This window comes from Nocardioides seonyuensis (genome assembly GCF_004683965.1).
Classification (GTDB): Bacteria; Actinomycetota; Actinomycetes; order Propionibacteriales; family Nocardioidaceae; genus Nocardioides; species Nocardioides seonyuensis.
The window spans coordinates 3,189,276-3,208,713 of sequence record NZ_CP038436.1; the positions used below are offsets into that span (position 1 = coordinate 3,189,276).

At 71.2% G+C, this 19,438-nt stretch carries 19 protein-coding genes; all 19 read left to right on the plus strand.

Annotated elements, in window-relative coordinates:
- The first annotated feature begins 79 nt into the window (after nt 1–79).
- The 19 genes from EXE58_RS15505 to EXE58_RS15595 all read left to right on the plus strand — a co-directional run bounded on the left by EXE58_RS15505 (nt 80) and on the right by EXE58_RS15595 (nt 19,423).
- Complete coding sequence (locus EXE58_RS15505; protein WP_135268708.1) at nt 80–1,246, plus strand: acyl-CoA dehydrogenase family protein; 1,167 nt, start codon at nt 80–82, stop codon at nt 1,244–1,246.
- Nucleotides 1,247–1,435: 189 nt separating this feature from the next.
- Nucleotides 1,436–2,095, plus strand: a complete 660-nt coding sequence (locus EXE58_RS15510; protein ID WP_167288936.1) for a LuxR C-terminal-related transcriptional regulator — start codon at nt 1,436–1,438, stop codon at nt 2,093–2,095.
- A 117-nt stretch (nt 2,096–2,212) separates the two neighbouring features.
- Complete coding sequence (locus tag EXE58_RS15515; RefSeq protein WP_135268710.1) at nt 2,213–2,608, plus strand: hypothetical protein; 396 nt, start codon at nt 2,213–2,215, stop codon at nt 2,606–2,608.
- 33 nt (nt 2,609–2,641) lie between these two features.
- Nucleotides 2,642–3,010 carry a hypothetical protein gene (locus tag EXE58_RS15520; RefSeq protein ID WP_135268711.1) on the plus strand — a complete coding sequence of 123 codons (369 nt, stop codon included), beginning with the start codon at nt 2,642–2,644 and terminating at the stop codon, nt 3,008–3,010.
- A gap of 51 nt (nt 3,011–3,061) precedes the next feature.
- Complete coding sequence (locus EXE58_RS15525) at nt 3,062–4,609, plus strand: phage tail sheath family protein (RefSeq protein ID WP_135268712.1); 1,548 nt, start codon at nt 3,062–3,064, stop codon at nt 4,607–4,609.
- A 24-nt stretch (nt 4,610–4,633) separates the two neighbouring features.
- Complete coding sequence (locus EXE58_RS15530) at nt 4,634–5,158, plus strand: phage tail protein (protein WP_135268713.1); 525 nt, start codon at nt 4,634–4,636, stop codon at nt 5,156–5,158.
- Nucleotides 5,158–5,880: a hypothetical protein gene (locus EXE58_RS15535; RefSeq protein WP_135268714.1), complete on the plus strand. Its 723-nt coding sequence runs from the start codon at nt 5,158–5,160 to the stop codon at nt 5,878–5,880. The genes EXE58_RS15530 and EXE58_RS15535 overlap by 1 nt, the downstream gene beginning before the upstream one ends.
- A gap of 5 nt (nt 5,881–5,885) precedes the next feature.
- A complete protein-coding gene (locus EXE58_RS15540; RefSeq protein ID WP_135268715.1) occupies nt 5,886–6,692 on the plus strand; it encodes a hypothetical protein in 807 nt (268 codons plus the stop codon).
- The gene (locus EXE58_RS15545) at nt 6,689–7,945 is read left to right on the plus strand and encodes a Pvc16 family protein (RefSeq protein WP_135268716.1); all 1,257 of its coding nucleotides are present in this window, start codon (nt 6,689–6,691) and stop codon (nt 7,943–7,945) included. Before EXE58_RS15540 ends, EXE58_RS15545 begins: the two co-directional genes overlap by 4 nt.
- Nucleotides 7,942–9,822 carry an ATP-binding protein gene (locus tag EXE58_RS15550; RefSeq protein ID WP_135268717.1) on the plus strand — a complete coding sequence of 627 codons (1,881 nt, stop codon included), beginning with the start codon at nt 7,942–7,944 and terminating at the stop codon, nt 9,820–9,822. Before EXE58_RS15545 ends, EXE58_RS15550 begins: the two co-directional genes overlap by 4 nt.
- Nucleotides 9,819–13,304, plus strand: coding sequence for an eCIS core domain-containing protein (locus EXE58_RS19775; protein ID WP_208544047.1), 3,486 nt, complete (start codon nt 9,819–9,821; stop codon nt 13,302–13,304). The genes EXE58_RS15550 and EXE58_RS19775 overlap by 4 nt, the downstream gene beginning before the upstream one ends.
- Nucleotides 13,301–13,507, plus strand: a complete 207-nt coding sequence (locus tag EXE58_RS15560; protein ID WP_135268718.1) for a hypothetical protein — start codon at nt 13,301–13,303, stop codon at nt 13,505–13,507. The genes EXE58_RS19775 and EXE58_RS15560 overlap by 4 nt, the downstream gene beginning before the upstream one ends.
- Nucleotides 13,501–14,124 carry a hypothetical protein gene (locus tag EXE58_RS15565; RefSeq protein WP_135268719.1) on the plus strand — a complete coding sequence of 208 codons (624 nt, stop codon included), beginning with the start codon at nt 13,501–13,503 and terminating at the stop codon, nt 14,122–14,124. Before EXE58_RS15560 ends, EXE58_RS15565 begins: the two co-directional genes overlap by 7 nt.
- Nucleotides 14,121–14,495 carry a LysM domain-containing protein gene (locus tag EXE58_RS15570; protein ID WP_135268720.1) on the plus strand — a complete coding sequence of 125 codons (375 nt, stop codon included), beginning with the start codon at nt 14,121–14,123 and terminating at the stop codon, nt 14,493–14,495. The genes EXE58_RS15565 and EXE58_RS15570 overlap by 4 nt, the downstream gene beginning before the upstream one ends.
- Nucleotides 14,492–15,619, plus strand: a complete 1,128-nt coding sequence (locus EXE58_RS15575; RefSeq protein WP_135268721.1) for a hypothetical protein — start codon at nt 14,492–14,494, stop codon at nt 15,617–15,619. The genes EXE58_RS15570 and EXE58_RS15575 overlap by 4 nt, the downstream gene beginning before the upstream one ends.
- A 10-nt stretch (nt 15,620–15,629) precedes the next feature.
- Nucleotides 15,630–16,187: a phage baseplate assembly protein V gene (locus tag EXE58_RS15580; RefSeq protein ID WP_135268722.1), complete on the plus strand. Its 558-nt coding sequence runs from the start codon at nt 15,630–15,632 to the stop codon at nt 16,185–16,187.
- Between the two features lies 1 nt (nt 16,188).
- Complete coding sequence (locus tag EXE58_RS15585) at nt 16,189–16,509, plus strand: hypothetical protein (RefSeq protein ID WP_135268723.1); 321 nt, start codon at nt 16,189–16,191, stop codon at nt 16,507–16,509.
- Nucleotides 16,510–16,517: 8 nt separating this feature from the next.
- Nucleotides 16,518–16,880 carry a GPW/gp25 family protein gene (locus EXE58_RS15590; protein ID WP_135268724.1) on the plus strand — a complete coding sequence of 121 codons (363 nt, stop codon included), beginning with the start codon at nt 16,518–16,520 and terminating at the stop codon, nt 16,878–16,880.
- On the plus strand, nt 16,880–19,423 hold the full coding sequence (locus EXE58_RS15595) for a putative baseplate assembly protein (protein WP_135268725.1): 2,544 nt from the start codon (nt 16,880–16,882) through the stop codon (nt 19,421–19,423). The genes EXE58_RS15590 and EXE58_RS15595 overlap by 1 nt, the downstream gene beginning before the upstream one ends.
- Nucleotides 19,424–19,438 lie beyond the last annotated feature (15 nt).

The window sequence follows — 19,438 nt, forward strand, 5'->3', positions numbered from 1 at the left end:
GCCCCGGTGTGTGCCTCGTCATGCACCGGGCTGGAGAATCATGAGTGGACCTGTCCGCGCACGACCACAGGAGCACCCGATGCCTGCCTCCCGCACCCTGCCCACCGACGAGTCCGTCGAGCTGCTCAAGCTGGTCCGCGACATCGCCGGCCGCGAGCTCGCCCCGCGCAGCGCCGAGGCCGAGGCGACCGAGACCTTCCCGCGCGAGGTCTTCCAGCTCCTCGGCCGGGCGGGCCTCCTGGGCCTGCCCTACCCGGAGGAGCACGGCGGAGGGGGCCAGCCCTACGAGGTCTACCTCCAGGTGCTGGAGGAGATCGGCGCTGTCTGGGCGAGCGTGGGGGTCGGTACGTCGGTCCACGCGCTGTCCTGCTTCGGCCTGGCGGCGTTCGGCACCGAGGAGCAGAAGCGGGAGTGGTTGCCCGACATGCTCGGCGGCGAGCTGCTCGGCGCCTACTGCCTCTCCGAGGCGCACGCGGGATCCGACCCGGCCGCGATGCGCACGACGGCGCGTCTCGACGGCGACCACTACGTCCTGGACGGTGCGAAGGCTTGGACCACCCACGGCGGCCACGCAGACTTCTACAAGGTCATGGCGCGCACCTCGGACGACCGCAACGGGATCTCCTGCTTCCTCGTCCCCGCCGACGCCGAGGGCCTCTCCGCAGACCCCCCTGAGCGCAAGATGGGGCTGACCGGCTCCGCGACCGCCACGATGCGCCTGGACGGCGTCCGCGTCCCGGTCGAGCGGCGCCTGGGGGAGGAGGGCGACGGGCTCAAGATCGCCCTCGCCGGACTCGACTCGGGGCGGCTCGGCATCGCCGCTGTCGCCACCGGGCTAGCCCAGGGAGCACTCGACCAGGCCGTGGAGTACGCGCAGGGGCGCGAGACCTTCGGACAGCCCATCATCGACCACCAGGGCCTCGCCTTCGTGCTCGCGGACATGGAGGCAGCCGTCCAGAGCGCGCGGGCGACCTACCTCGCAGCCGCGCGGCTCAAGGACCGCGGGCTGCCCTTCGGGCGCGAGGCGAGCGTCGCCAAGCTCGTGTGCACCGACAACGCCATGAAGGTCACCACCGACGCGGTGCAGGTGCTCGGAGGCGCCGGCTACACCCGTGACTTCCCCGTCGAGCGCTACATGCGCGAGGCCAAGGTGATGCAGATCTTCGAGGGCACCAACCAGATCCAGCGACTCGTCATCTCCCGCCACCTCAAGCGTGGCGACGCGGGGACGATCACGCGAGCCTGACCCAGCACGCCCAGGTCCAGACCAGGTGGACGAAGGGCGGACGTCGGTGGTGCCATGGAGGTCCGGGCGGCTCGCGCCACCCGGGCAACGGGGAAGAAAAACCGGCGGTGCTCGCACGGCCGGCTCGGGCGCTCGACGTGTTCTCTCACCGCACCGGGTCGTGTGACATCCACACGAGGAGCAGAGCGCGTGAAGGTCCTGGTGGTCACAGAGATCCGCCTCTACCGCGAAGGTGTGGCAGACCTGCTGCGGGCCCTGCCCGACGTCTCCGCGGTGGCCAGCGCCTCGACCGCCGCGAGCGCTGTCTCGGCGGCACGCCGCCAGGAGTGCGACGTGGCCCTGCTGGACATGAGCATGTCCGCCCCCGTCGAGACGATCGCCTCGTTGGTGACCTCCCGCCCCGCCCTGCGTGTGGTGGTGCTGGGCGTCCCCGAGCAAGGACCCCAGGTGGTCGCCTGTGCCGAGGCCGGGGTCTACGGCTACGTCTCGCGCGACGCGGGGTTCGAGGACGTCGCCGGCGCGCTCCGGTCGGCGGCACGCGGAGAGGTCGCCTGCTCGGGCCGGGTCGCAGCGGAGCTCATCCAGCACATCAGCAGACAGGCGCGGTCCAGGCCGGTGGCTGCGGCCTTCCTGGCCCTCACCAGGCGTGAGCGCGAGGTGCTGCGCCTGATCCAGAGCGACATGTCCAACAAGGAGATCGCCCGCGCCCTGGACCTCCAGCTGAGCACGGTCAAGAACCACGTGCACAACGTCCTCGCCAAGTGCGGGGCGACGGCCCGCGCGGAGATCACAGGCGTCCTGGAGCAGCCCGAGGTCCAGTACATCGAGGGTCCGGTCCCGCTCGGCTGACCCGTCGGGGGCCCAGTACCGGGCCCCCTCCTGGATCCAAGTCAGATCCCGCGGCCCATTGTGCGGTCGGCAGCCGAGGCGTCGTACTGGTGGTCCACGAGTCGGTGAGGGGCGGGCATGGCGGAGCCAGGGACGGAGCCGGGAACGGGGCAGGTGCGGATCTGCCTGGTGGGCTGCAGCGGACTGCTGGGCGACATCATCTCCGACGCCGTCAGCCGTGACGGGGGGATCGACGTCGTCGCGAGCGTCGCGGGTCCCGCAGGGCTCGCGGACCTGGCGGACACCGGGCCGGGGCTCGCCGACATCGACCTGGTGGTCTGGAACTGCTCCGACGAGTCGCAGGCCAGCCGTTGGCTGGAGCGGACCCGGCCGTACCCCCGGATCCTCGCCGCCGTCGAGGACGGCCGTCACGCCGCTCTCTGGGAGCTCGCTCCCCAGCGGACCGCGCTCGGCCTGCTCTCCCCACGGCTGTTGACCGAGGTCATCCGGAGGCGAGCCACCCCGGCGAGCTGAGCCACCACCCACTACCTGCCACAGGAGAAGCACATGACCGAGAAGCTGATCTGGGACGTGACCGTGCGCGCCGAGGACGGCCCGCAGCTGAGCGGGTCCGGAGTCCTGGAGGTCGACGCCTACGACAAGCTCTCGGTGACCGTGCCGGCAGGGGGTGACCTGGACGTCGACCTCGGCCCCGGCTCCGCAGGGCTGATCTCGTGCCTCGTCCTGCTGCCCGAGGCGCCCAGCGACGACCTCACCTACGAGGTGGGCTCCGAGACCATCACCCTCGACCAACCGCAGTTCCTCTTCGGTGGCGCCGCCGACCTCGCCGGCAACCCCGCAAGCCTGACGATCGCGAACGCCGGCGCCTCCGACGCCGTCGTCGACCTCATGATCGGCCGCGACGCGACGTCGTGACCGGCCCGGACCAGACCGAATCCAGCCCCACAGCCCAGGGAGTCCGAAGCGATGACCGTGAATCTCACCTATCCCGGTGTCTACGTCCGCGAGGTCAGCAGCGGCGTGCGCACCATCTCCGGCGTCGCGACGTCGATCACCGCCTTCATCGGCCGGACCCTGCGTGGCCCGACAGACCGGCCCGTGCTGGTGCAGAGCTTCGCCGAGTTCTCCCGCATCTACGGCGGGCTGTGGGCCGAGAGCCCGTTGGGCTACGCCGTGGCCCAGTACTTCCTCAACGGGGGCCGCGACGCGCTCGTCGGAAGGGTCATGAACGGCGCAGCACGGGCGACCGCCACCCTGCCCACCGGTTTCGGGCTCGAGGCCGCCGACGAGGGCGCCTGGGGCAGTCGGCTCCGGGTGCGCGTGGAGGACGTGGCAGCCGCACCGGGCGAGCCCGCTGACTCCCGGTTCAACCTGCTGGTCAAGGACACCGCGACAGGGCAGGTCGAGAGCTTCCTCAACGTCTCCACACAGCCCCAGCACCCCCGATTCGTCACTGGAGTGCTGCGAGCCGGGTCCGAGCTGGTGCGCACCCGCGGGGCCGTGCCAGCGGCTCGCCCGACGGCCAGCGGAGCCGCGCCCGCCGGCGCGGACGCCCTCGAGTACGCCTCCAGCTCGACCGCGTTCGGCTCCGACGGCTCCGACGGCAACGCGATCACCGACACCCAGGTGAGCGGGGCGGCTGCCAAGTCGGCACGGCAGGGACTGTGGCTCCTCGACCTGGCAGACATGGTCAACCTGATCGTGATCCCCCCGCTCACGCGCACGACCGACGTGGGCAAGGCGACCTGGGACGCGGCCCTCGGCTACGCCGCGGACCGCAGGGCAGTGGTCCTGGTCGACCCGCCGAGCAGCTGGGCGAACCCCGACGCGGTCATCAGCGGGATCTCGGCGGTCACCACGCGCAGCGCCAATGGCGCCCTCTACTACCCCCGGGTGAAGTCCCCGGACCCGCTCCGCGAGAACCGGCCCGACACGTTCGCCCCCAGCGGTGCGGTGGCCGGGGTGATCGCCCGCACCGATGCCTCACGCGGTATCTGGAAGGCCCCCGCCGGCATGGAGGCCACCCTCCTCGGCGTCGACGAGCTCGACTACACGCTGACGGACGGGCAGAACGGACGCCTCAACCCGCTCGGCGTCAACTGCCTGCGCCAGTTCCCGGTCGCCGGTCGCGTCGTCTGGGGTGCCCGCACCCTCGTCGGAGCCGACCAGCTCGCGTCCGAGTGGAAGTACCTCTCGGTGCGACGCACTGCGCTCTACATCGAGGAAAGCCTCTTCCGGGGCACCCAGTGGGTGGTCTTCGAGCCGAACGACGAGCCGCTGTGGGCACAGATCCGCCTCAGCGTCGGCTCGTTCATGAACGACCTCTTCCGACAGGGCGCCTTCCAGGGGAGCACCCCGCGTGAGGCCTACCTCGTCAAGTGCGACCGCGAGACCACCACCCAGCACGACATCAACCGCGGCGTCGTCAACATCTCGGTCGGCTTCGCCCCGTTGCGGCCGGCCGAGTTCGTGCTCATCTCCATCCAGCAGCTGGCCGGCCAGATCGCGGTCTAGGTCAGTTCGAGAAAGGGCAGCACCATGGCCAAGTTCAGTGTCAACGCCCAGCGGTTCGACCCCTACCAGAACTTCAAGTTCCGGGTGAAGTGGGACGGCAGGTACGTCGCCGGCGTCTCGAAGGTCAGCGCGCTCAAACGGACCACCGAGGTCGTCGAGCACCGGGAGGGTGGCGACCCGTCCACCTCGAGGAAGTCGCCCGGGCGGACCAAGTTCGAGCCGATCACGCTGGAGCGCGGGGTCACCCACGATCCCGAGTTCGAGAAGTGGGCCAACAAGGTGTGGAACTTCGGCTCCGGGCTCGGCTCGGAGGTGTCCCTGAAGGACTTCCGCAAGAACATCATCATCGAGATGTACAACGAGGCCGGACAGGTCGCGATCTCCTACCAGGTGAACCGGTGCTGGGTCTCGGAGTTCCAGGCACAGCCCGACCTCGACGCCAACGCGAATGCCGTGGCTATCCAGACGATCAAGCTCGAGAACGAGGGCTGGGAGCGCGACTACGCCGTGACCGAGCCCACCGAGCCGACCTTCAGCGAGCCGTCCTGATGGCCCTGGCCCCTCTGATGCGTCTGCGCCTGCTGGACGCGGTCACGGGGATGCACCCCGTGGACGCGGCAGTGCGGTGCCTCGCCGTCGCGTGCCAGGACCTGGCGGACCCGGCGGACCTGCCCCTCGGCCAGCGCGACGCGGCCCTGCTCGCGTTGCGCCGTCGGCTGCTGGGGGACCGTCTCCGGGCCTGCGCGACCTGTGCCGAGTGCGGGGAGGCGTCGACCCTGGAGCTCAGCGTCGCAGACTTGCTGGAGCGGATGGGCGGGGCTGCGAGCTCGCCGTGGGAGGTCCAGCACCAGGGCCGCACGCTGTCCCTGCGTGCGTTGACCAGCAGGGACCTCGCCGCAGCCGTGGCAGCGCCGTCGCCGCAACGTGCCCGGGACCTCTTGGTGCTCGCGGCGCTCGACCAGGACGAGGATGTCCACCCCGAGCCTGTGAGCGAGGAGCTGGCAGCCGTGGTGGCGGCGAGCATCGCCGAGCACGACCCCGGCGCGGAGATCCTCCTCACCGGCTCGTGCTCGGGCTGTGGGGAGCCCTGGAGCGAGGTGCTCGAACCGGCGCGCTTCGTCACCGCCGAGCTCGCTCACGAGGGTGCCCGGCTGCTGGCGGACGTGGCTGCGCTGGCCAGGGCCTTCGGCTGGACCGAGAGCGACGTGCTCGAGCTGTCAGACGCGCGGCGCCGTGCCTACCTGGACCTCGCCCTGGACATGGCGGGCTGAACGCCATGACGGCCGCCACGACCCTTCTCTCCCGCCTCGTCGAGCGCCAGCGCACCCACCAACCGAGCCTGCGCCCCCTCCTGTCGTCGCGCTTCGAGCCGCTCGCGGGGGAGCCGGACGCCCCCGGAGACGGGCTGGTGGAGAAGGAAGAGCTCGTGCTGGCGCCGCCCGTCCAGCACCTGCCGTCCCGCGAGTCGGCCAGCCCACCCTTGCCGAGCGTCGCGGAGCCCGTGGTGGCCCGCGCGCCCGGGATGGTGGGCGGAGTCGGGCGGATCGAACCGGCGCCGGGGAGCGAGACGGCCCGCGTCCAGCGCATCGACCGGACCTCGACGCCGCCGACGTACGACGAGCAGGTCGTCGTACGTCCCGAGCCGGCGGGGGAGCACCGTGCGCCGAGCAGGCCAGCCATTGCCGTCGAGGCGCCGCAGGAAGAACACCCGACGACTGCTCGCAGGCTCACGCCGCGACACGGCGACCCCGCGCCGCGTGTCGAGTCGATGTCCACGCCGCTCCCGGCACCCCTGGTGGACGCGAAGACACGACAGGCAAGCGCCCATGCGGAGGCAGCTCGCCCCGAGAGGCCCGGAGAGAGGGTCGTAGGGGCGCCGTCACCGGCGACGCGCCAGCCGCCGGTGCAGCAGCCACCAGTCGAGCAGCCCCTGACCGTCTCGGTCAGGATCGGCAGGATCGAGGTCCGCGCACCCGCAGAGCAGAAGGCTGCTCCCGCCGGAGCAGCCGCCCGGCCCACCCGTCCTGAGCCCCGCCTCAGCCTCGAGGACTACCTGGCCCGCCCCCGCCGGGGCTGGTCGTGAGCACCGGCGCGGCGGTGGCCGCGGCGACCGAGGCGCTGCGCAAGCTGGTGGAGAACTGGCTCGCCGAGGTCGACGTGGACAGCGTCCTGGCCAGCGGGCACGCCACCGTGACGGCGTTGCCACCCGACCAGCACACCCTGAGCGGGACCGGTGCGCTGACGGGAGTGAACCTCTTCATCCACCGGGTCTCACTCAACCAGGGGTGGCGCAACGTCGACCTGCCCTCCTTCGACGCGGGTGGATCCCGCACGGCCAACCCGCCGTTGGGGATCGACCTGCACTTCGTGCTCTCCGCCTACGGGCCGGGCCAGCTCGTCCCCGAGCACCTGCTCGGGCTGGGGATGCAGGTGCTCCACCAGCACCCGGTCCTGACGCGCGAGGAGCTGACGACCCTGCTGCCGAGCTCCCTGGGAGCGGGTCTCTCGGCCCAGGTGGAGCAGCTGCGGATCACGCCGGAGTCGCTCAGCTCGGAGGAGACGTCGCGCCTGTGGTCGGCGTTCGGCGCGAAGTACCGCCCCAGCTTCTACTACCGGGTCTCGGTGCTGCTGATCGAGGCCGCCGCGCCAGCGGTCGTGGCGCTGCCCGTCCTGACGCGCGGCGAGCGGCTCCCCGGTGACAGGGAAGCGGGTGTGAGCGCCACTCCGGACCTCGCGCCGCGCTACCCGGTGCTGACTGCCCTGGCCCCCACCGGAGGGCAGCCCGTGTCGGTCAGCGGAGGCACGGTCACCGCCGAGGGCGACCTGCTGGCGGGCGTCGGCCGCGTCGTCCGCCTGGTCAGTCCGCGGCGACGCAGCAGCGACCAGGTCGTCCTGGGCGCCAGCGCAGACCGGCGTCGGCTGACCTTCGTCGTGCCCGGGACCCTGCCGGTGGGCACTTATGACGTGACTGTGGCGGTGACCGCCCAGCCGGGCGATGCCGTCCGCACCACCAACCAGCTGCCGCTGGTCCTCGCCCCCACCATCACCACGCCCCTTCCGCTCGCAGTGGCCCGAGACAGCGCCGGCGACGCCGTCGTCTCCCTGACCTGCTCCCCGCCGGTCGAGCCCGACCAGTCGGCGGCGCTGATCCTCGGCTCGCGGGAGGTCCCCGCACAGCCGCACCCGAGCACCACCGGCTCGCTGAGCTTCGTCGTCCGCGACGCGCCGGTCGGGACCCACCTGGCCCGGCTCCGCGTCGACGGCGTCGAGTCGACCGTGGTGGACCGGGCGGCCAGCCCGCCGAAGTTCCTCCCGCGGGAGGTGGTCGTGTCATGAGCGTCGTGGACTCACGGCCCACAGGAGACCGGGCCCTCCTGGACAGGGAGCTCGACCACCTGGCTCGACTGCTCGACGGCGAGACCCGGGACGACGCGATGCTCGCCGAGGAACCCGGGGCTCGGACGCCCCTAGACACCCTGGCCGACGTCTTCGCGCTCACTCGCTTCGAGCGCGGCCTGGTCGCGCTCTGCCTGGGGGCCGAGGTGCACGAGGGCGTGGGCCGAGCGCTCTTGCGGCACGGTGGGAACGTCACCTGGTCGGTGGCGGACCGGGTGCTGCCGGAGAGTCACTGGTCGGCGCTGGCGCCGGGCTCGCAGCTGCGCCGCTGGCAGCTCCTCGACGTCGGCCCCGGACGGCTCGTCGACGCCCCGCTCTCGGTCGCCGAACCCGTGCTCCACCACCTGCTGGGCATCGACGACCTCGACCCCTGGCTGGTCCCGCTCGTGCACCCGCTCCGGTCCGCTGCGCTGATGGCCGGCTCCCACGGCGACGTGACCGAGGCCGTCACCCGCTGCTGGAGGGACCCGACGGCCCCCTGGCAGGTGATCGGCCTGCACGGAGACGACGAGCAGGGCCGTCTCGACGTCGCATGGCTGACGTCGGTCGACCTGGGCCTGGCGCCATACCGCCTGCGAGGCTCCGACCTCCCGGCAGACCCGGCCGAGCGCGCCCACCTGGCGACCGTGTGGACCCGCAGCGCCCTGCTGTCCGGCGCGTCGCTCGTCATCGACGTCGACGACCGCACGGACACCGGCGCGCTATCGGCGCTGCTGGATCGGCTGGACGGCCCGGTGGTCCTGAGCAGCCGGAACGCGGTCCCGATCACGGACGTCGTGCACCACGAGGTACGACGACCCGAGTCAGCCGAGCAGCGGCAGCTCTGGCGGGCCGTGCTGGAGGGGGTGACGGACCCGGAGGTGCTCGCCGAGGTCGACCTGCTGGCCGCCACCCACCGCCTCAGCGCCCGTGAGATCGAGCAGGGTGCCTCGCTGGCCCTGCTCGACGGGGCGTCCGCCGTGGGCGGCCGGCTGCGTCGCCAGCTGCGGCGGGGCGACGTCGATGCCCTGGTCAGGGTCATCGAGCCCCGGGCCAGGTGGTCGGACCTGGTGCTGCCACCCGACCGCGTCGAGCTCCTCCGTGCCATGGTCGACCAGGTACGTGTCCGCTGCGTGGTGCACGACGACTGGGGGTTCGCCGATCGCAGCAGCCGCGGGCTCGGCTCGACCGCGCTGTTCGCGGGAGAGCCCGGGACCGGCAAGACCATGGCGGCGGAGGTCGTCGCTGCCGAGCTCGACCTCGAGCTCCTGCACGTCGACCTCTCGGCAGTGGTGAGCAAGTACATCGGCGAGACGGAGAAGAACCTCGCACGCGTCTTCGACCGCGCAGACCAGCAGGGTGCCATCCTGCTCTTCGACGAGGCCGACGCCCTCTTCGGGCGCCGCACCGAGGTGACCGACAGCCACGATCGGTACGCCAACATCGAGGTCAGCTACCTGCTCCAGCGGATGGAGTCCTATCGCGGCCTCGCCATCCTCACCACCAACGCCCGAGCGGCCCTGGACAAGGCGTTCGTCCGCCGTCTCGGCTTCATCGTGCAGTTCCCCTTCCCCGACGCGATGCACCGGCGTCTCATCTGGGAGGGCGCCTTCCCGGACCGCACGCCCACCCGGGACCTCGACCACGCACGCCTCGCCTCGCTGTCCCTCAGCGGTGGGTCCATCAGCAACATCGCCAGGGCGGCCGCGTTCCGGGCCGCCTCGGCCGGGGGACCGGTCACCATGTCCGACCTCGCGTGGGCCGCACGTGCCGAGCTGGCCAAGTCCGACCGGGTGCTCGCGCCGGCCGACCTGGCCGGGTGGGAGGCGGGATCATGATGAAGGTTCCCGATCGACTCGAGGTCACCGCCGACCGAGCCGCCGACCGAGCGGTGTCCTCGGCCGCGCGGACTGCTCGACCGCGCGTCGTACGACTTCCCGAGCGTGGCCCGGGGCGCGCCTTGACCGACGCCGAGTCGGCGTTCTTCGAACCGCGGTTCGGCGCCGACTTCTCCACCGTCCGGGTCATCACCGGTTCCGCGGCTCGTGCAAGCTCGCTCGCCCACGGGGCGCGGGCCTTCACCCGCGGCGAGACGATCACCTTCGGTCGGGAGCCGATCCTCTCCAACCCGGCGGATCGCCGGCTGTTCGCCCACGAGCTCGCTCACGTGGTCCAGCAGCGCCGAGACCCTGGTCTGGCCGGCATGGTGCTGCGCAACCCGGTGGGTATCACGAAGGTGGTGATCGCTCCGGCACAGGGCCGCATCTTCGTGACCCTCTCCGACGATCGCACGTTCATCATGAAGCTGAGCTCGACGTCGTCCCCCCTGCCCGCCGGAACCTACCAGGGCGAGCACAAGACGGGCAGCAGCAAGGACCTCGTTCGAGATCCCAGCGGCCGGGCTCCGGGTGTGAGCGTGATCGACTTCTGGGCCTCTCCGCCGAAGGGGATACCCACGTGGGCAGACCTCGCGGACTCGACCTACGTGCTCGAGGTGAGCAACGCCGGCTCCCCGGTGGACGCACGCACGCGGAAGGCGCCCAAGGACCAGACCGAGGGCGCCGGAAGCAGCGGCAAGGGCAAGGGGGCCGGGAGCGGGGGCCGCGGTGAAGGCGCAGGGCGGGACAAGGGCGATGGGTCCGCCTCACAGGGCAAGAAGGGGGGCGAGAAGAAGAGTGACGTCGAGCTCCCCAAGGAGACCCCGGCCGAGAAGAAGGCCAAGGTCGACGCCGTCCTGCTACGCCTCAAGAACCTCCCTGACGTGGGCGGAAAGCCGATGACCCAGGAGCAGGTCGCGAAGCTGGCCGAGATGTCGCCCGCAGAGCTCGACGACGTGGTGAAGTACCTCAAGAACGCTGCGGTGGAATCCGCCAGCCCGATCGACGCCTCCGCCGAGCTGGACAAGTACCTCGCCCTGAGCGCCAGCGACCGCGAGCTCCTGCGCGTCAACCAGGAGCTGATGGGTGACGCCCAAGCCGGGCCCCTGCCGGCCAACGTGCGCATCGCCCTGGACAGCTCGGCAGCAGCCAATGCGCAGGTAGCGGTCCAGATCGAAGGCCTAAACAAGGGAATGGCCAACCTGGCCGCCATCAAGAACAAGGTCACCGACCCTGAGGTGGCGGCAGCGCTGAAAGGTGCCGACCTCGACCCCATCGACCTCGAGAAGCTCCCGGTCTTCCGGGAGATGATGATGCTGGAGGGACTCCTCGCCGGGGCCAGCACGAAGTCCCCGGAGATCGAGGCCTCCGCCAAGGAGCTGACCAAGAGCATCGCGGGGATCCGCGACTACGTGCTAGAGGAGATCACCTGGCTGGCGGCCGAGATCGGTGCCGGCTACGTCATCGGCATGCTGCTGGGACCGGCCGGGACAGCCGTCGCCGCTGGACGAGCCGTGATGCTGATCAACAGGCTCAACAACCTGAGAAAGTTCCTGGTCAAGATCGAGCGGGTCTACTCGACCTACACAAAGATCAACTCGATCATCTCGCAGGTGACCAGCGCCTGGACGACGTACCAGGCATTCGAGGCTGAGTTCGGCAGAGACCTGTCCCGGCTCGAAGAGCTGCTGGACCTGGCCGACGACCCCAACCTTGACGACGAGGCCCTGGAGGCGGCCGTGGTCGAGGCGTCCGACCTCGAGGACGCGCTGGTGCAGCGGATGCTGACCCAGCTGGAGAACGGCACGGGGATGGCCACGTTGTTGGCACACTTCGACATCCCCTCCGACATCGATCAGGACGGGCTCCGGCAGATCCTGCTCAACATCCCGCGCGGGGTGCGAGAGATGGACGCACTGCTCGCGCGCTACCGCGCCAGTGGACGTGACCTGGAGTCGGTGAAGCTGCTCAGCTACAAGTCTGTGCTCGTCGGTGCACTGCTCTACCCCTTCGTCGGCTACCTGGCCCGCGTGGTCGGAGACGAGCTGCAGCGCCTAATGCAGGACCCAGGCCTGGGGGAACGGCTCCTCGGCGTCATCAGCGGGGCCGCCGGAGGTCGTCGGGCCAAGTACGCCGCTCCGGGTGCGGCGAAGACCAAGCTACGGCTCGGCGGCGCCAAGCGACCGCCCCGTCCCAGGCCCAAGACCACCGGCAAGACCCCCAAGAGCCCGAAGAAGGTCGACAAGAAGAAGGAAGACAAGAAGAAGGAAGACAAGAAGGACGCGCGGCAGGACGACCCGTCCACCCGGAAGAAGGGCGACCAGGACTCCCCGGACGCGAAGGGGGACGATGATGCCGCCGCCAAGAAGTCCCAGGGCAGCGCCACGTCGCTCGAATGGCTCGAGGTCGAGCGCAAGGTGAGCCAGCTCCCGGGCCGTCATCCCGAGGGGATCACCGACAGGGCTCTGCGCGCCCAGGGTCGAAGGATCGCCACGCGTCATTCGAAGGTGGCGGGCAGGGTCTCGGTGGCGCGCGTGCCCCGACGGGGCGAGTGGCAGCTGAAGATCGCTCGCAAGCGAGCGGCAGGAAGCGGTACTCCTGCGACCGCGACGTTGAAGATGGGCTACCGCGAGCGCTGGGAACTCGGCAGGAAGGCGATCGTCGCCTGGGTGCCGAGCCTGCCTGCCCACCGCCGCGGCATCGGGGAGGTGCGCCAGGAAGTCCAGGTACACAAGGATCCGTTCCACTACGGCTCGTTGGGCACCGAGTACGTCGCCGCGCAGGGCCGCCGGGGTGGACATCGTGGTGTGCAGATCGTCGGGCGGATGGGAAGGGTCCCCGAGCGCGAGATCGCCGTGGTCGACGACCCGACCGGACTGCACACCGGCCTGACGAGGGACGACGCGATCCCGTTGTGGTGGTACAAGGACCGGGGCTGGTACCGCGGCAACAAGGGCGGCCTGCACCTGCCGACACCAGGGGTCACCGTCCCGTTCCCGGCGGACGTCCCGGCCCGCCACCGAGTTGCCCTCACGAGCAGGACCACCGTCACTATCGGTGTCAAGAAGCCCCGCATCATCGAGGTGAACAGCGTCATCAAGCGGACCCGGTCCCACCGCATCCCATCTCGGCAGAGGCAGATGAGAGAGGCGCTGGTGAGGGTCGGCGTCACCGGACTCGAGACCAACGACATCGACCACGTCCAGGATGTCGGCTTCGGCGGGGACAACGAGTGGGACAACCTCTGGCCGCTCGACCGCGACAAGAACCGATGGGCGTTCACAGGTCGGTGGTACCGCGACTCCACGATCCTCTACCTCTCGAGAAGTCGGAAGACGGTGCAGCGGGGGAGCCTGTGGGACCTGGTCGGCAAGTGGTTCAAGGTCCAAGGCGTCGCCACGAAGCCCGTCAACTGGGGCGGCCGCGACGGGGAGGGGCCATGATGCACGTCGAGGTGCACGTCGACTGCCTCTCCGTGGCGCTCGGCGCCGATGGCCGCGCCGACGAGGCCGTCGTACGTCAGGCGCTCGACGACGCGCTGCGGGACCGCGGCGGCCTGGGCGACCGGCCAGTCACCGACGTCGTCGCTCGCACGGTCGCACGCGAGGTCGCCCGCGAGGTGGGAAGGACGGTGCCGCCGTGCTGAGCCCCCGCCTGGTCAAGGGCGGCCTGGTGCAGGTCGACCCCGGCAGTGGCGCCGTACGCCGCGTGGTGATGCTGCAGTACAACCCCGACAGCGTCGCCCGGACCCTCAAGCTCGCCGGTGCCGACGGCGGCCCCGAGGCGTTGCGCGTGGGGAACCCGCCGACCGAGACGCTGCGGATCGAGGTCGAGCTCGACGCGACAGACGCGATGGACAAGGGGGCCGGTGCCGAGCTCGGGGTCCACCCGATGCTTGCGGCACTCGAACAGCTGGTCCACCCCAGCGTCGGCGAGCTGCGCCGCCGAGACGCCCTCGCCTCCTCCGGGGCGATCGAGATCCTCCCCTCGCAGGGACCCCTCACCCTGTTCGTCTGGAGCGCCAAGCGGATCCTGCCTGTCCAGATCACCGAGCTCACCGTCACCGAGGAGGCGTTCGACGCACTGCTCAACCCGGTGCGGGCCAAGGTCTCCCTCGGGATGCGCGTGCTCACCGCCGGCGACCTGGGCTACGACCAGCGCGGCGGCGGGATCTATCTCACCTACCTCGAGACGAAGGCGGCCCTCTCGCGCCAGGTCGCCGACGCCTCCCTCTCGTCCCTCGGTATCGGAGGTGTCTCATGAGCGACGACCAGGCACGCCAGCAGCTCGCAGCGGTGCTCTCCCAGGCCGGGGCGAGCGTCTCGCCGTTCGGGCCGAACAGCCGCTACCGGCACACCCCTCTGGCCACCGGTGTCGGAGCCGACGGCACTCCGGTGCGATACCTGCGGCGCCGTTTCCTCCCCGACCCCGACGCCCTGGTCCAGGTGGGTGAGCACAAGGTGGAGCCGGGGGACCGGCTCGACCTGGTGGCGGCCGCGGCGTTCTCCGATCCCGAGCTGTCCTGGCGCATCTGTGACGCGAACCTGTGCCTGGACCCCGACGAGCTCGTCAGCCGACCGGGCCGGCGGCTGCGGATCACCCTGCCCGCGGGGCTGCCGGGAGGTGGCGCATGATCGAGTCCGCAGACCTCACCCTGCTGATCGGTCCGGGAGTCCCCGTGCCGGCCCTCCGCAGCGTCATGGACGCGGTGGTGTCGGTCCGGGTCAACGTCGGCGCGGCCCAGACCGGGTTCCAGATCGTGATGGAGGCCGACCGCACCTCCGACATCACCCGCGTCCTGCTTCCGGCCGGCTACCTCGACCCGATCACCACGCGCGTGATCATCCTCGTGACCATCCGTGGGGTTCCCCACGTGCTCGCGGACGGCGTCGTCACGCACCACGAGGTGACGCCCTCCAGCACTCCGGGCGGCTCCACGCTCAGCATCATCGGCGAGGACCTGTCGGTGCTCATGGACCTGGTCGAGATGCCCTTCATGCGCTACCCCGCCATGCCGGAGGTCGCCCAGCTCTACGCGATCCTGGCGAAGTACGCCGTGCTCGGCATCGCCCCCGTGGTGGTTCCGCCGATCGTCAGCGCCCTGCGCAACCCCCTCGACGGCTGTGACACCCACACCGGCACCGACCTCGACTACGTACGACAGCACGCAGACCGGTGCGGCTACGTGTTCTACGTGGAGCCCGGGCCGCTGCCGGGCACCAACGTCGCCTACTTCGGACCCGACGTCCGGGTGCCCGTCCCACAGCCCGCGCTCAGTGTCGACCTTGACGAGGCCACGAACGTCGAGTCGCTCTCCGTCTCCCTCGACGGCAAGGCGAAGAAGGTCACCGTCTACACGATCTTCGACCCCGTGACCCGCAAGGTCCCCGTGCCCATCCCGGTGCCCAACGTCAGTGCGGTCCGTCCCCCGCTGGGCCTGCGGCCCACCCCGCCGGCGCGGGTGGAGTTCGCCGAAGGCGGCCAGCTCGAGCCGGCCGAGGCCGCCAAGCGGATCCTGGGTGACCTGCTCCGCTCCTCCGACGCGATCACCGTCAGCGGCAGCCTCGACGTGGCGACGTACGGCAGGCCGCTGCGTGCGCGGCAGCTGGTCGGCGTGCGCGGGGTCGGCCTCGCCTACGACGGCCTCTACTACGTCAACACCGTCACCCACGAGCTCTCCCCGAGCTCCTACAAGCAGTCCTTCACGCTCTCGCGCGACGGACTGGTCTCCCCGACCCCCGTGGTCCCCGTCCGCTGAGGAGCGCCCGATGCCAGCCCAGACGACCAACCCCTCGGCCACGCGAGCCGGGACGAAGACATGGTTCGGCAAGTACCGCGGGACCGTGGTCAACAACGTCGACCCCAAGTTCATGGGACGCCTGCTCCTCACGGTCCCGGACGTGCTCGGCCTGGTGCCGTCGAGCTGGGCCGAGGCCTGTGTCCCGCTCGCGGGCCCGACAGGCACCTCGATGGGGTCCTGGTTCGTGCCGCCGATCGGTGCCGGGGTGTGGGTCGAGTTCGAGGCGGGGGACCCGTCGCGACCGATCTGGAGCGGCTGCCGGTGGGGGGCGCCGTCCGATCCGCCGACCCTGGCCAAGGCCGGACTGCCGGTCTCGCCGAGCATCGTCCTGCAGACCGCGGGTCAGCAGACCCTCGCGATCTCCGACCTTCCGGGACCGACCGGCGGGATCATGCTCAAGAGCGCGACCGGGGCGACGCTGATCGTGAACGACACCGGGATCTACATCCAGAACGGCAAGGGCGCCTCGCTGGTCATGACCGGCCCCACCGTCACCATCAACAACGGCGCGCTGACGGTGATTTGACGTGCCCGGGCCGATCCTCCACAGCGGTGCGGTGGTCACCTGCTCGCACGGCGGGCAGGCCACGCCCTCGATGCCGATGGCACGGGTCCTGGTCTCGGGGATGCCCGTGGCCACCGTGCCCGGTCCGTGGCTCGTCGCGGGCTGTGCGTTCGTGCCCCCAGGCGGCAACGGGCCGTGCGTGACCGGGCAGTGGACCGTCGGCGCGACGCGCGTGATGGTGCTCGGCCAACCCGTGGTCCTGCAGTCCGGGACCTCCACGTGCGTGCCCACGGGGACGCCCCTGCTTCCGGTGTCTGCCCAGACCCGGGTCATCGCGAGCTAGGAGGGACCATGCACCTGCGGCACCCCTACGGGTTCGACGGTCGGCGTCGTACGGCGAACGCCGGCGACGCGGTGTGGCTGCGAGGGCTGATCGAGCAGGTGCTGATGACCCGACCCGGTGAGCGGATCAACCGGCCGACGTTCGGCGCCGGCCTTGCACAGCTGCCCTTCGACGGGTTGTCCGACGAGCTGTCCGCCACGACCGAGTTCCTCGTGCGGTCAGGGCTGCAGCAGTGGCTCGGCGACCTCATCCAGGTCGAGCAGGTCACCGTCACCGCGCACGACTCCACCCTGCGGATCCACGTGACCTTCGTGGAGAACCGGACGGGCGAGTCGCACACCGAGACCTTCGAGCGGCGGGGAGCAGGCTGATGGACCCGCTCCTGTTCAGGTGTGCCGACGCCGACGCCCGCCGGGTCGCAGTCGCCGCCAGCCCCCAGCTCAACGCCGTGGACTGGCTGGAGGTGGCCGACCTGCAGCCGGCCGAGCTGCCCGCCGACGAACAGGCTGCCTACGCAGCGTCGCCGCCCGGTCCCGGACGAGACCGGATGCTCTGGCAGCGCAAGCTGGTGGTCCACTTCGTCAACCCGTTGACAGCCACCCACCAGCTGGCGCTGAGCCCCACCGGGATCCTGGTCAGTGGTGGCGAGCGCATCCCCGCGCCGACGGTGGCGGTGATGTCCACCGGCTCCGAGTCCGTCACCTTGCGGACCTCGTGGGCCGGAGACACCTCCCCCTACCGGCTCGACCTGGTCCGTTCGGCCGTCGACGAGCGACCTCCCGCAGGTTTCGACCCGCTCCTGCACGGGATCGACTTCTCCTTCAAGGTCGACTGCCCCAGCGACCTCGACTGCCGACGGGGCCACGTCTGTCTGCCGCACCCGCGCACGGACCCCGGAATCGACCGCCTGGCCAAGGACTACGCGACGTTCCGACGACTCATCCTCGACCGTGTCTCCCTGCTCAACCCGGAGTGGGGAGACCGGACCCCGGCGGACCTCGGGGTCACCCTGGTCGAGCTCTTCGCCCACATCGGCGACCGGCTCAGCTACCAGCAGGACGCGATCGCGACCGAGGCCTACCTGTCGACTGCCCGGCTCCGGCGATCGGTACGCCGGCACGCCCGGCTGGTGGACTACGCCATGCACGACGGGTGCAACGCCCGGACCTGGGTCCAGGTGCGCGTCTCCGCAGACGTGGCGCTGGCACCCGGCGTGCTCACCTTCCTGACCCGGGTGCCGGACCTCCCCGACCGCGTCGTCCCTGGCTCGCGCGAGGAGGCGGTGGCGAGCTCCTCCGCAGCGCAGTGGTTCGAGCCGATGGTCGCGAGCCTGGAGCGCACCGTGGCACCTTCGCCCCTCCGGTTCTTCGCCGCCCACAACGCGATCGGCCTGCACGACTGGGGGCTCCCCGACTTCGCCCTCGCACCAGGAACGTGCCAGGCGGCACTGGCCGGGCACTTCCCGGACCTGGCTGTCGGCGACGTGGTGGTCCTGGCGCAGACCCGTAGCCCGGTGACCGGTCTCGAGGCCGACGCCGATCCCACGGTGCGACACCCGGTACGCCTGGTCACGGTCGAGGCATTCGACGGCGGCGCCCGGCTGACCGACCCGCTCACCGGCGACGACGTGACGCGGGTGGCCTGGGCGGCCGAGGATGCGCTGCCTTTCGGCCTGTGCGTCACCTCCTCCGGCGACCTCGCCGCGGGACTGCCGGCAGTCGCCGGGGGAGCCGAGGCCTGGGGCAACACCGTGCTCGCGGATCACGGCCGCACCCTCGCCTCGCCCCTGGGGCAGGCCACGGGCGGCAGGTTCTTGCCCGAGCTGGACGAGGGCCCCCTGAGCCAGGCAGCCACCGTCCCGGTGCGCCACGCCGACGGCGACCGTGAGTGGATGCGCTTCGACCCGGCGTCACCGGCTGCCGAAGTCCTGCGCACCGATCCCGCGTCTGCCCGGCCGGAGCTGTGGCCGCACAGCACGCTCGACGCCGACACGACCGACTGGACGGCCGTGCCGGACCTGCTGGACTCCGGACCGGAGGACCCGCACGTCGTGGCCGAGGTCGAGGCCGACGGGTCCTGCCGGCTGCGCTTCGGCGCCCACGGTCACGGGCGCCCGCCGCGGACGGCTGAGGTCTTCACGGCGTCGTACCGGGTCGGCAACGGTGAGGCAGGGAACGTCGGCACGGACGCGATCGCCCACGTGATCAGCTCCGACGGCCGCGTGCTGTCGGCGCGCAACCCGCTCCCGGCACGCGGCGGCACCCCTCCCGAGACGATCGCCCAGGTCCGGCGCCGTGCGCCGGAGGCGTTCCGCACCCAACGACGGGCCGTGACGCCGGCCGACTACGAGCGGGTCGCGGTCGAGATGCCAGGGGTGCAGCGCGCCGCCGCCGAGCTGCGTTGGACCGGCAGCTGGCACACCGTCTTCCTGATCGTCGACCCGGCAGGCGACGGTGTGGTCGACCGAACCTTCGAGGAGAGGCTGCGCGAGCACGTCGAGCCGTTCCGCACCGTCGGGCACGACCTCGAGGTCGACGGGCCGAGGTTCGTGGCGATCGAGCTGGAGCTCGAGGTGTGTGTGGAGCCTGAGCACTTCCGGGCCGAGGTGCGTCGTCGGCTGGAGAGCCGACTCTCTGCGGCAGAGGCCCCGGACGGCAGCCGTGGGCTCTTCCACCCGGCCTCCTTCACGTTCGGCCAGGCCGTGCACCTCTCGCCGATCCTGGCCGCTGCGAGTGCCGTGCCGGGCGTGGAGTCGGTGCACGCCACGGTCTTCGGACGGCTCGGCTCGCCCTCGCCGCTGGGACTGCAGGACGGCCGGCTACCGATGGGTCGGCTCGAGGTGGCCCGACTGGAGAGCGACCCGGACTTCCCCGAGCACGGGGTGCTCCGGCTGGTCCTGCACGGCGGCAAGTGAGGTCGACATGACAGG

What these genes read in the sequence shown, in the direction of transcription:
- EXE58_RS15505 (WP_135268708.1), top strand. Translation starts at nt 80, where the DNA reads ATGCCTGCCTCCCGCACCCTGCCCACCGACGAGTCCGTCGAGCTGCTC.
- EXE58_RS15515 (WP_135268710.1), top strand. Translation starts at nt 2,213, where the DNA reads ATGGCGGAGCCAGGGACGGAGCCGGGAACGGGGCAGGTGCGGATCTGC.
- EXE58_RS15520 (WP_135268711.1), top strand. Translation starts at nt 2,642, where the DNA reads ATGACCGAGAAGCTGATCTGGGACGTGACCGTGCGCGCCGAGGACGGC.
- EXE58_RS15525 (WP_135268712.1), top strand. Translation starts at nt 3,062, where the DNA reads ATGACCGTGAATCTCACCTATCCCGGTGTCTACGTCCGCGAGGTCAGC.
- EXE58_RS15530 (WP_135268713.1), top strand. Translation starts at nt 4,634, where the DNA reads ATGGCCAAGTTCAGTGTCAACGCCCAGCGGTTCGACCCCTACCAGAAC.
- EXE58_RS15535 (WP_135268714.1), top strand. Translation starts at nt 5,158, where the DNA reads ATGGCCCTGGCCCCTCTGATGCGTCTGCGCCTGCTGGACGCGGTCACG.
- EXE58_RS15540 (WP_135268715.1), top strand. Translation starts at nt 5,886, where the DNA reads ATGACGGCCGCCACGACCCTTCTCTCCCGCCTCGTCGAGCGCCAGCGC.
- EXE58_RS15550 (WP_135268717.1), top strand. Translation starts at nt 7,942, where the DNA reads ATGAGCGTCGTGGACTCACGGCCCACAGGAGACCGGGCCCTCCTGGAC.
- EXE58_RS19775 (WP_208544047.1), top strand. Translation starts at nt 9,819, where the DNA reads ATGATGAAGGTTCCCGATCGACTCGAGGTCACCGCCGACCGAGCCGCC.
- EXE58_RS15560 (WP_135268718.1), top strand. Translation starts at nt 13,301, where the DNA reads ATGATGCACGTCGAGGTGCACGTCGACTGCCTCTCCGTGGCGCTCGGC.
- EXE58_RS15570 (WP_135268720.1), top strand. Translation starts at nt 14,121, where the DNA reads ATGAGCGACGACCAGGCACGCCAGCAGCTCGCAGCGGTGCTCTCCCAG.
- EXE58_RS15575 (WP_135268721.1), top strand. Translation starts at nt 14,492, where the DNA reads ATGATCGAGTCCGCAGACCTCACCCTGCTGATCGGTCCGGGAGTCCCC.
- EXE58_RS15580 (WP_135268722.1), top strand. Translation starts at nt 15,630, where the DNA reads ATGCCAGCCCAGACGACCAACCCCTCGGCCACGCGAGCCGGGACGAAG.
- EXE58_RS15590 (WP_135268724.1), top strand. Translation starts at nt 16,518, where the DNA reads ATGCACCTGCGGCACCCCTACGGGTTCGACGGTCGGCGTCGTACGGCG.
- EXE58_RS15595 (WP_135268725.1), top strand. Translation starts at nt 16,880, where the DNA reads ATGGACCCGCTCCTGTTCAGGTGTGCCGACGCCGACGCCCGCCGGGTC.